Annotated in this window: 11 protein-coding genes and 2 pseudogenes; 3 read left to right on the top strand and 10 right to left on the bottom strand. The window is 67.7% G+C overall.

Annotated elements, in window-relative coordinates:
- Positions 1–416: pseudogene (locus AC2VOP_RS10735) on the bottom strand (hypothetical protein); the annotation flags it as partial.
- Between the two features lie 41 nt (positions 417–457).
- On the opposite strand from AC2VOP_RS10735, the gene AC2VOP_RS10730 reads away from it, so the two are divergent.
- The gene (locus AC2VOP_RS10730) at positions 458–958 is read left to right on the top strand and encodes a nuclear transport factor 2 family protein (protein WP_486960943.1); all 501 of its coding nucleotides are present in this window, start codon (positions 458–460) and stop codon (positions 956–958) included.
- 19 nt (positions 959–977) lie between these two features.
- Here the strand turns inward: AC2VOP_RS10730 and AC2VOP_RS10725 are convergent, their stop codons facing one another.
- From AC2VOP_RS10725 to AC2VOP_RS10715, 3 genes are all read right to left on the bottom strand, one after another.
- The gene (locus AC2VOP_RS10725; RefSeq protein WP_486960942.1) at positions 978–1,634 is read right to left on the bottom strand and encodes a L,D-transpeptidase family protein; all 657 of its coding nucleotides are present in this window, start codon (positions 1,632–1,634) and stop codon (positions 978–980) included.
- 106 nt (positions 1,635–1,740) lie between these two features.
- Positions 1,741–2,427, bottom strand: coding sequence for a phosphatase PAP2 family protein (locus AC2VOP_RS10720; protein WP_486960941.1), 687 nt, complete (start codon positions 2,425–2,427; stop codon positions 1,741–1,743).
- Positions 2,428–2,454: 27 nt separating this feature from the next.
- Positions 2,455–2,934: an SMP-30/gluconolactonase/LRE family protein gene (locus tag AC2VOP_RS10715; protein ID WP_486960946.1), complete on the bottom strand. Its 480-nt coding sequence runs from the start codon at positions 2,932–2,934 to the stop codon at positions 2,455–2,457.
- 245 nt (positions 2,935–3,179) lie between these two features.
- Here AC2VOP_RS10715 and AC2VOP_RS10710 point away from each other — a divergent pair, with 245 nt between their 5' ends.
- Positions 3,180–4,034, top strand: coding sequence for an amidohydrolase family protein (locus AC2VOP_RS10710; protein ID WP_486960945.1), 855 nt, complete (start codon positions 3,180–3,182; stop codon positions 4,032–4,034).
- Positions 4,031–5,227, top strand: a complete 1,197-nt coding sequence (locus AC2VOP_RS10705) for an alpha/beta hydrolase family protein (RefSeq protein WP_486960940.1) — start codon at positions 4,031–4,033, stop codon at positions 5,225–5,227. Before AC2VOP_RS10710 ends, AC2VOP_RS10705 begins: the two co-directional genes overlap by 4 nt.
- Here AC2VOP_RS10705 and eccE read toward each other — a convergent pair.
- The 6 genes and pseudogenes from eccE to AC2VOP_RS10675 all read right to left on the bottom strand — a co-directional run.
- A complete protein-coding gene (gene eccE / locus AC2VOP_RS10700; protein ID WP_486960939.1) occupies positions 5,224–6,213 on the bottom strand; it encodes a type VII secretion protein EccE in 990 nt (329 codons plus the stop codon). The genes AC2VOP_RS10705 and eccE overlap by 4 nt on opposite strands.
- The gene (mycP, locus tag AC2VOP_RS10695) at positions 6,210–7,589 is read right to left on the bottom strand and encodes a type VII secretion-associated serine protease mycosin (RefSeq protein WP_486960938.1); all 1,380 of its coding nucleotides are present in this window, start codon (positions 7,587–7,589) and stop codon (positions 6,210–6,212) included. Before mycP ends, eccE begins: the two co-directional genes overlap by 4 nt.
- Entirely contained in the window at positions 7,586–9,019 is a 1,434-nt protein-coding gene (eccD, locus tag AC2VOP_RS10690; protein WP_486960944.1) for a type VII secretion integral membrane protein EccD, read from the bottom strand. Before eccD ends, mycP begins: the two co-directional genes overlap by 4 nt.
- A 35-nt stretch (positions 9,020–9,054) precedes the next feature.
- Positions 9,055–9,945: an ESX secretion-associated protein EspG gene (locus tag AC2VOP_RS10685; protein ID WP_486960937.1), complete on the bottom strand. Its 891-nt coding sequence runs from the start codon at positions 9,943–9,945 to the stop codon at positions 9,055–9,057.
- 43 nt (positions 9,946–9,988) lie between these two features.
- Positions 9,989–10,276 (bottom strand): WXG100 family type VII secretion target, encoded by a 288-nt coding sequence (locus AC2VOP_RS10680; protein ID WP_486960936.1) that lies wholly within the window; start codon positions 10,274–10,276, stop codon positions 9,989–9,991.
- Between the two features lie 17 nt (positions 10,277–10,293).
- A pseudogene (locus AC2VOP_RS10675) lies at positions 10,294–10,411 on the bottom strand (type VII secretion protein EsxS); the annotation flags it as partial.

Raw genomic sequence — 10,411 nt, 5'->3', positions numbered from 1 at the left:
GTCGGGTCCTCGATGGTGTGGCACATGCCGAACACGTAGTCTTCGCCGAGCGGCTCCACGTCGAGCAGCGCACCGCAGCTGGCGGTCTCGAACTGGCCGTGCCAGCGGTCGTAGACCGTGAAGCGGAAGTCCATGAACTGCGGCGGCGAGCCGATGTCGAACTGCAGCCCCTTGAAGATGGTGGGCACGTCGTCACCCGCGAAGCCCAGCGCGCGCTGCATCCGCCGGGTGTAGACCGGGCTGGCGCCGGACCACTCCTCGATGGCGATCTGCAGCATCTCCTCGCGCCCGAACTCCTGGATGCACCAGGCCATGCCGGAGCGGTCGATCATGTGCCCGATGAGGAGCAGCTCGGGAACCATGATGGCCAGCTCGTCACGAGACAGCGTTGCGTATCTGCTGCGGACGTCAGTCATGGCATCAAAAATAAAGCTCCGCCCGGCACCACGACGTGCCGATGTGCTGCAATGACCTGGTGAGCCCTCAACCGCCCGACCCGACCGCCGACGTCGAAGCGATCAAGCAGGTCAAATACCGGTATCTGCGGGCGCTGGACACCAAGCACTGGGACGACTTCGCCGCCACCCTGACCGAGGACGTCGTCGTCGACTACGGATCCTCTATCGCTACCGGCCCGCTGCGCTTTACTCGCCGCAGCGAGCTGGTCGACTACCTGCGTTCGTCGCTGGGCACTTCCGTCATCACCGAACACCGGGTGACCCATCCGGAGATCACCGTAACCGGCAATGAGGCATCGGGCATCTGGTACCTGCAGGATCGCGTCATCGTCGCGGAGGCCGACTTCATGCTGATCGGCGCGGCGTTCTACCGGGACCGCTACCGGCGCACCGCTGACGGCTGGCAGATCAGCGCAACCGGATACGACCGCACCTACGAGGCGACGATGTCGTTGGCGGACGTCGGCTTCACGGTGAAGCCTGGTTCCGCCCTGGCCTGATTCAGAGCCCAGGGCTCGACTACTGGGCGATCGCGATCAGTGCACCGGGGCGCAGCCACTGGATGATGTTCACCAGGGCGCCGTCGTCGATGGCCACACACCCCGCCGTCGGCCCACCGTCGGTGGTGTGCAAGAAGAACCCCGCACCGCGTCCGGGGGCGCGAGCGTCGTTGACACCCATCACCACCGCGTGTTTGTACTGCGGGATGTCGAGATTCTCGCTCTCGCCGGTGTTGAACGGACACTGCGCCTCTTCGCAAACCCGCATCGTGTTGAACGACGGGCTCCGGTCATCGCCGTCCCACCAGTGTTCGGACCCGACCTGCACGTACTTCAGTCCCCCACCGGGGTTCGGGGCGGTGCCGAACGCATAGGGCAGGCTGAACACCCCCATCGGGGTGGCCGGGTATCCACTCTTGGCACGCGGTGTCATACCCGCCGAGCCGACATGAGCCGGAATACCGACGTCGACAGGTTGCCAACCGCCCGCGGTGCGCTGGTAGATATCCATCTTCGCGCGCGAACCACCAACTCCGACAACCGAAACGACCTGGGTGGCGTTGCCGACGGAGCGGGCGAACCACGGACCCACGACAGCGGCGCCGGCCGGTGCGGCGACCAGCGATACTCCAGCCGCAGACATCGCGACGCAGAGCACACTCAGCAATTCGCGCATCGTCTCATCGTCGGTCAGCCGAAGCTGGAGGGTCAAGTAAAGGTTTAGACACGGCTGGGTCACGGTCGCTTGACATAGCCGCATCGGCCGACGATGGCGCACGAACTCAGTCCTGCTGGTTGTACTCCAGTTCGTCTACTGGCAGCTCTTTTTTGAGGAAGTTGCGCGAAGACACCAGCCGCGCGCACACTCCGACGTACAGGTAGCCCAGTGCCCAGCCGGCCAGCACATCCGACAGGTGATGCACGTTCAGGGCGACCCGGCCGAGCCCCACCATGATCACGATCAGCGCTCCCGCCAGGACGGCAGCCACCTGCACCGGACGGCTGAGTACCGGAAGCGTCACCGCCAGCAGCGCCACCACCCCGACCATCGCCCCCAGGGCGTGTCCCGACGGAAACGACGACGACGATGCCGCCACCATCGCCGTCGCCGGCCGCGGCCGGTCGGCCAGGCCCTTGGCCGCCTCGCTGACCAGCCCGCTCAACTCCACGCTGATCACGACGAACAGCGCCGCCCGCACCCGGTGTTTCACCAGCGAAGCCACCGCCACTATCAGGCCGAGCACCCGAAATGTGGTTGGCGCGAACACCGTACACACCCCATCCCAGAACCACACCCAGCCCGGGTGGGTGGCTCCGATGTCGTATCCGGTTCGCAAAGTCGACGAGTCGAGCCCGTCCAGCCAGCCCCAGCCCTGCCGGTAGCCCAGCCACATCACCGCATAGCCGACCACCGCGGCCAGCGACAGAGACCAGCCCCCGACCCTGCCCGCAACGGTGTGCGACAGCATTGTTCAGCCTTGCTCCATTCCTCCGGCTCAGCCGCGTGTGGGCCATCTCGCGCCCGGGGCGGGTGCGGGGATGCACAGCACGGTGCCGTCCCAGGCGGTGTGTTCGCGCAAGCGCTCCGCCCCCGGCCAGTGCGCAGCGGCCACGAACAGGGTGGCGCCGTCCGCCCCGCCGAGCATGCAGGCGAACGCACCCCGGTCGAACCGCGCGCAGTCCAGAATGGCACCGCCCTCGCCGACACGCACGCAGCAACGGGCGCCGACGTCGGCATACCAAACCGCGCCCTCGCGGTCCAAGCAGATGCCGTCGGGTGAGTGCTCGCCCACGTTCGCCCACACCCGGCGATTCGCCAGCGACCCGTCGGCACCGATGTCGAAGGCGGTGAGCCGGTGCCGATACGACTCGGCGACCACCAGGGTGGCGTTGTCGGCGCTGACCGCCATTCCGTTGGGGAAGGCCAGGTCCTCGGCGACCACCTGTGCGCGTCCCTCCGCGGTGACCAGGGCGATAAAGCCCGGGGCGGTGTCGCTGCCGGGCGGCCCGGCAGCGCAGTCGAAGCGACAGCCTGTCGTGGTGCCAACGGGGTGATTCCAGCAGCCCCAGCCCCGTGATCAGCGTCTCCACCAGATGCACGATAGCCTCGACCGGCGGGCCGCAACGGCAAACCCGAGGAGGTGACGGCAAGCACGTGAACACCCATGACGACGAGGCCGCGGCGGTCCGGGGGATATGGTCTGGGCTGGGTCTGCCCGGCATGATCGACGTGCACACCCATTTCATGCCGAAGTCCGTGCTGGACAAGGTGTGGCACTATTTCGACTCGGCTGGCCCGATGGTGGGGCGCCGGTGGCCGGTCATATACCGCACCAGCGAAGCCCAGCGCATCGAAACACTGCGGAAGTTCGGTGTGCTCCGATTCACCTCGTTGGTCTATCCGCACAAGCCGAAGATGGCCGCTTGGCTGAACCAGTGGGCTGCAGATTTCGCCCAGTCGACTCCGGATTGCCTGGCCACCGCGACGTTCTATCCGGAACCGGGTGCCGCCGGCTACGTCGCCGACGCGATCAACACAGGCGCCCGTGTTTTCAAGGCCCACATCCAGGTGGGCCGCTATGACCCGAATGATCCTCTGCTGCACAATGTCTGGGGCGTCATCGAAGAGTCTGGAACGCCGGTGGTCATCCACTGCGGCTCCGGGCCGGTGCCCGGCGAGCACACCGGGCCGGAACCGATCCGCCGCCTGCTGCATCGGTATCCGCGGCTGAGCTTGATCGTCGCGCATATGGGCATGCCGGAGTACAGCGAATTCCTGCGCATATGCCAGTATTTCGATCGGGTGCGGTTGGACACCACCATGGCTTTCACCCCGTTTGTCAACCAGACCATGCCGTTTCCGCTGTCAGAGCAGCACCGATTGTGCGACCTGGGCGACCGCATCCTTTTCGGCAGCGACTTTCCGAACATCCCGTATGCCTACCGCGACGCGCTGACTGCTGTTATCCGCCTGCCCGGGATCGACGACGACTGGCTGCGCGGCGTCTTCTACCGCAATGCTGCACAGCTGTTCGCCGTCGAGTCGGAGGCCGAGGGACTACCATCCGAGCCGTGACGTCAGACACCAGCCCGGTCGACCCGCTCATCGCGATTGCCGATGTTCCCGGCGCCGATGCCGGCGCGCAGGGGCTGCCGGAGCGTGCCGAGCTCTCGGCGCGCCAGCGGTTGATCGTCGACGCTTCGGCCATCGCGGACATCGGCCTGCGGACGGCGGTCGCGTCGATGGTCGGTGCGGCGATGATTCCGACCGTGCTGGCCGCCGCCGCGGGACGGGGTCGAATCCGCCACGAGCAAGACAACCTGCGCTACTATGCCGAACTGGCAACCGACCGGAATGCGGCGCAATCGTTTCCCGCGCCCACCGTGCTGCCCCGGATCGCGTCACGCCGGGCCAACCCGTTGGCCGAACGCATCGCGCACGGCACCATCGAAAACATCGGGTTCGCCAGCAGCTTCCAAGCCGTCAATCCCGCGATGCGCGCCCACTGGCGCACGCTGACCCAGAACAACGTGGTGCGTGCCCAGCACTGGCGTCACGACGACGGGCCCCGCCCGACGCTGTGTGCCATCCACGGCTTCATGGGTTCGGCGTATCTCTTCAACGGGATGTTCTTCGCACTACCGTGGTTCCATCGAGCCGGCTACGACGTGCTCTTGTACACCTTGCCGTTTCACGGCCAGAGGGCCGAAAAGTACTCCCCGTTCAGTGGTTTCGGATACTTTGCGCACGGGATGTCCGGGTTCGCCGAGGCGATGGCGCAAGCTGTCCACGACTTCCGGTCGGTGGTCGACTATCTGATGTCCACCGGGGTGGAACGGATAGCGCTGACCGGCATATCACTCGGCGGATACACCGCTGCGCTGCTGGCCGCCGTGGACGACCGGCTACAAGCGGTGATCCCGAACGTCCCGGTGGTGTCGGTCGAGTCGGAGATCGACGACTGGTTCCCCGCCAACAAGGTGTTCAGTCTCGGCCACCGGCTGGGCGGTGTGAGACGCGCAGAGTTCGCGGCCGCGGCGGCCTACCACTCGCCACTGAACTACCCGCCGCTGGTGGCCAGGGAACGCCGGTTGATCATCACCGGCCTCGGTGACCGGCTCGCACCCCCGGAGCAAGCCGAAATGCTTTGGGAACACTGGGATCGCTGCGCGCTGCACTGGTTCCCCGGCAACCACGTGCTGCACGTGAGCCAGCCAGCCTACTTGCGCCGGATGACGCGCTTCCTGCACAGGTTCATGTTCGGTTAGCTGTTAACGACCCCAGCCGCTCGGGCCGTCTCGGCTTGGACGGGCCAGCACAGCGCCGCGATGTCGTCGGCGGCCACGTCGGTGTGGCCGTCCAGCCGCACCCCGGACAGTGGGTACAACGCGCACAGGATCGCGCGGTGGCAGCCGTGCTGCGGGGTCAGCCCGGGCAGCGGGCTGGCGCCCGGTGGCCGCTCCTTTGTGCGAAGCGCACACCCGGCCGCGATGCTGGGATGATCCGCGTGGCCGGCGATCTCTACCGCGATCCAGATTTCCCGGGCGCCATCGGCACGGACCTGCGCGAGGGTGTCGGAGAGTGCGCGGTCAACTCCGATTCGGTAGGCCGCGACGTAATCTCCGGTGTCATCCGTCAACGCCTGCCAGGATTCTCGGGCGCCGGCACTGAACAGCTGCGGGACGTCGTCAGGACCGGCGCCGGCGACCTCCCAGCCGAGCTCGCGCAGTTGGTCGCCCAGCCGGCGTGCCGCGACCTCCGCGGTTGCGTGCAACGGGATTCGCGGTGAGCGGGCACGCAGCGCCGTGAGGTTCTCGGCGGCCGAATAGGTCAGCCCGATCCAGGTGTGGCGCTGCGTCGCATCCGCCCGGCTGGTGACTCGGATCGCGTCGGCGCGAAGGCCGTAGCGGTCCAGGTATCCGGCGATCAGCGACAGCGGCAGCACGCCAGGCTCGGCGGCAGGCGGCGTGATCCGTAGCAGCGCCGTGACGCGCAGATCGGAGCCCGCTCGCCGGTCGGTGTGCACCCCGCTGTGGTGCTGCAACATCGCCGCGCGGCGGCGCAAGATCGTGGTGAAGTGCAACCCGCGCCACCAGCCCAGCAGCGCCAACGACACCGCGACGGCCGCAGCGAGCACCCAGCGGTCGCGCGTCGACGACCAGGGATAGGCCATCATCGCCGGGACCGCGACCAACAGGACCAGGGTGATCCGGGTCGGCCCTGGCCAGGCGAGAGTAGATCGAAGCGTGCTCACGAATGGTCCTTTCGCCGGCGGGCGGTGATGGCGGCGCTGGCGGCAACGGCGGCGACAAGCAGGGCCAGCACCGCGGTCCCAGTGAAGGCGACGATCCGCGGAGTCGGGTCCTCGGGTTGCGGCACCGGTGGTACGGCGAGTTGCTTGACTGGGGCCCTAGCGGGGTCTGCGGGCAGTTCCCAGGTCAGCGCGGCGACGGGGTCGACGGTGCCCGCTCCGACCACGTCGGACGGTGCACGGGCGGCATTGTGCGCGGTGGCAGTGATGCGGCGCACCACCTGGGGGGCGGTCAGGTCCGGGTAGCGGCTGCGGACCAGTGCCGCGACCCCCGCCAGGTAGCCGGCCGCGTAACCGGTGCCGCTCAACGCCGCCAGCTTTCCTTGGTTGCCGGGCAGCCCATTGGCCAGACCACCGTCGTCGCGGTTGCTGACCGACGCGATGTCTTCGCCGGGGGCGGCGATGCCGACCCACGGTCCGGCCATGGTGAACGCCGACGGTTGGCCGTCCGGGCGCAACGATGCCACCGACAGCACATACGGCTGCCACCACGAGGGTGCGGAAACCGAGGTGACCGCGGCCCAGTTGCGCCAATCCTGCGGACGGCTGACGTCGGTCAGCGGATTGGACTCGCACGATCCGCCGGTTTGGCCGCTATTGCCGGTGTTGCCCGCAGCGGCCACGATCACCGCGTCCTTTTCCACCGCCGCGTAGCGCAGCGCGGCGCCCAACGCGGTCTGGTCGAGGTTGCGGTCGACCGGCAGGCACGTCACGGTGGAGATGCTGATCACCCCGGCGCCGAGATCCGCGGCGCGCACGACCGCTCGCGCCAGCGCGGTGAGTTCGACATCCGCGCGGGCCAGCAGCGGATCAGCGCCGCTCGTCCGCGGTGAGAACGCCGCGGAGGTGGTCCGCAGCGACAGCAGCCGAGCTGCCGGCGCCACGCCAGCGAAGCCGTCGTCGCCAGGTTGGCCCGCGACGATCCCGGCGACCAGCGTTCCGTGCCCATCGCAGTCGGTCAACCCGTCGGTCGTCGCCACATAGTCGCCGCCCGGCTCCACCGCCGGCAACCGCGGCCCGGGGCGAACGCCGGTGTCGATGATGGCCACAGTTTGACCTTCACCCCGGGAAAACTGCCATGCCGCAGAGAGATTCATCATCAGCTGTGCAGGGGTCGCCGCACCCGGATCGGTCCCCGGCAGGATACCCGAGCTGACGCACTCGCTGCGTTGCTCCATCTGCTGCACCGGACCCGCGGCTCCGTTCGGCGGCGGAACCGCGGGATCGACCTCCGGCGGGCTGATTGCCGACGCCGGTGAACTGCTCAGCAACATCGCCAGAATCGCGGCGGCCCAACCGCGAGCAGGTCGGAGGGTCATCGAGACAGAATCCAGCTGAAGATGCCCACCAGGTAGGCCATGACGGGGATCAGCGACGCGTCGATTCCGGACGCCAGGAAGCCGAGCAACCGGCGCATCGGCAGCGAATAGCTCTCCGGTGTCGCCACCGACGGATTCAACGCGACCACCGCCCACGCCAGCGCCAGTGCGCACAGCACCAGCGCCGCCCCGAAGGCCGCCGGGTAGCGCCCGGTCGCGGTATAACACACCAACAGCACCGCAGCAGTCAGGTAGGGCTGAGCCAACAGCCAGGCCTTGCACCAGGCCGAATCCCACACCCTGGCCCGAAGAATAGATGCCAACCCGTATGCTGCGACCACATACCACGCCCAGGGTGTCAGCGTCTCGGGCCGCACCGCGACCGCCAGCGAACCGAGCACGGCCAGCAACGCCGCCCCGGCGATGAACCCCGTTTGGTGGGCGTCGGTGACCCGCACTCGCCGCGGCAGGTCCTCCAGCACCTGCTGGGAGGGGGGCGACGGTGTCGGGTCGCCGGGCGCGGGAATCACCGGTAACGGCAGTCGCGCCCACAGCGCAGAAAGCTGCGGTGCCGAGACCGTGAGCAGCAGAGCCGCCGTGATCAGACCGCAACCGATGCTCAGAAGCGGTGGCTGCCATTGGGTTTGCGCACCAGCGGCCACCAGCACGCCCACTGAAGCCACGGCGGTGGCGGTGAAGAGCGCGACTCCGCGCTCACCGCTGTCGCCACCTTGGGCGATAAGACATATCAGCGACCACGCGGCGACACCAGCGGCACCCAACATCACGTGGGCCGGTCCGAATTCACCGGGAACCGACAGGGTCGACGTCGCCGCGACCGGCACCAGCGCCGCGAGAGACAGCACCAGCGCGGCACCCGTTGAGCGTGCCCAGCTCACCGCTGCAGCCAACACCGTCAGCACGGCAATCGCACCGACTGCCAGCAGGCCAACCAGCTGGCCGGTGACCACGCGATGGACGACCGCCAACCCGCTGGCAGCAAGAACCACACCGATGCCCGCGGCAAGCGCGCCCCCTTGGATGTGCGCCGGCCCCCAAGGCTTAAGTCTCGAAGCGGAGAAGATGACCGCAGCATCGGCGATATCCTCCACAATGCCTGCAGCCGCAGGACCGATGGGCATCGGCCGCAGCGCTAGCAGATCACCGTCCACCACGCCGACAGTGTCCAGGCTGGCATCCAGACTGAACGGTGCACCGCCGATCGGCGCCAGGCTCAGCCGGGTGGTCGCACCGTCGGCCGGCGCGGTGTCAGCCTCGCTATCCGAGGCAGACGGAGCCACCAAACGCTCTACCGCGGGCATGATTTCACGCAACGGCAGTTCCGTCGGAAGTGCGACGTCGGTCAGTCGACTGTCCGCCAGGACGGCGATACGGACGATCGGCATAGCCGACCGAAACGAGCCGGACATCACCGGGGTTTCAGACATCGGTGTTCTCTTTCCTTCTAGGACAGCTGGGCGGTGAAATCTCGGGATAGTCGCCGGTCGGGGAACCACTGCCCGTCCGGCAGCAGGCCGGTCAACTGTTCGACCGCGAGGGCTATGGCGAAGTCGGTGCCCGGCCGAAACGTCGAGACCCACTCGCCGTCGAAGGCACGGGACGGGCTGACCAGCACCCGGCCCTCGGTGGTGTCGACGATGCTCATCCCCACCTCGGCGGTGGTGTGCTGGCCGTTGTTGTCGCAGCCTGCGACCACCTCGACGTAACTGCGCGAACCAGCGAACACCGACTCCACGACCGGGCGTGCTGATTGCGGAATAGCCAGGTAATCAAGCACTTCGGCGAGTGGCACACCGTTGCGCAGCTGTTCGTCAGCTCGGACCCCGACCCGGGCCGGCAGGGTGAACTCGTCGAAACGAGCCGGTGGCCGCTGTTGCAGTCCGGTACCGAGCACCGGCACCAACGACCGCGGGTCGTCGATGTCCATCGCGGTGAATGTGACCAACTGGGCGTTGCGCAGCGCGACCACCGTTGTGCCGGTCTTGCCGTTGTGCCGGTCGCGACGCGCGATGACACCGCGCAGCATCTGATCAGCGGACTGCCCAGACACGGCCGGCCCTACATAACGCAGCTCCAGCCAGCGATCCGAGAAGCACACCACCCGAATCCATTCGGCCACTGCCGGATTGACGTCACCACCCGGGTAGACCACGCCCATCCGGGTCAGCTCGTCGCTCTGCCGGGCCATGAACGAGGCCCGCTGGCCGGTGTCGGTATAGGGCATGGTGATCGCCAGCACCCACGGAAATGTCCCGGCACCAACCTTTTCCGCGATGAACCACGCCTGCTCGACGGTGAGCTCGACAGCGTTGGGTTCCGCCCTCGGCTCACCCACTAGGGAACGCCCTTGACCCTGCTAGTCACCCTGCTAGCCCCCGCTAGCCCCATTTGGCGGCTTCGGCGGCGTCGCGGGCGTGCATGGACAAGGTGTTGGCCTCGTGGGTGCCGGCCATCGCGTGATAGGCCCGCACCAACTCCTCCATCGCCTGGTTCCACTGCGTCTGCCACGCCTGATAGGTCATCGACGTGTCGCCCTGCCAAGCCGCCGACAACGCCGCCTGCTCACTGGCGATGTCGCCGCCCACCGCCTGCAACGTGCCCGCATAACCGGCCATCTCCCCGGCATGGGCCAACATCGCCGGGTAGTTGTACATGATCTGCGTCATCACTGAACTCCCTTCGCCTAGAACCCGGTGTAGGTGCCGGCCGCCGCGGCGTCGGCGGCCACATAGGTGCCGCCGGCATCGCCGAGATTGGCCTGCGCGATATCCAGCAGCGCATTGACCCGCGCCGCCACCTCC

The sequence above is a fragment of the Mycobacterium sp. TH-M106 genome, from assembly GCF_057473765.1.
The sequence above is the reverse complement of the archived record's forward strand: the minus strand, read 5'-3'. Positions and strand labels throughout refer to the sequence as shown.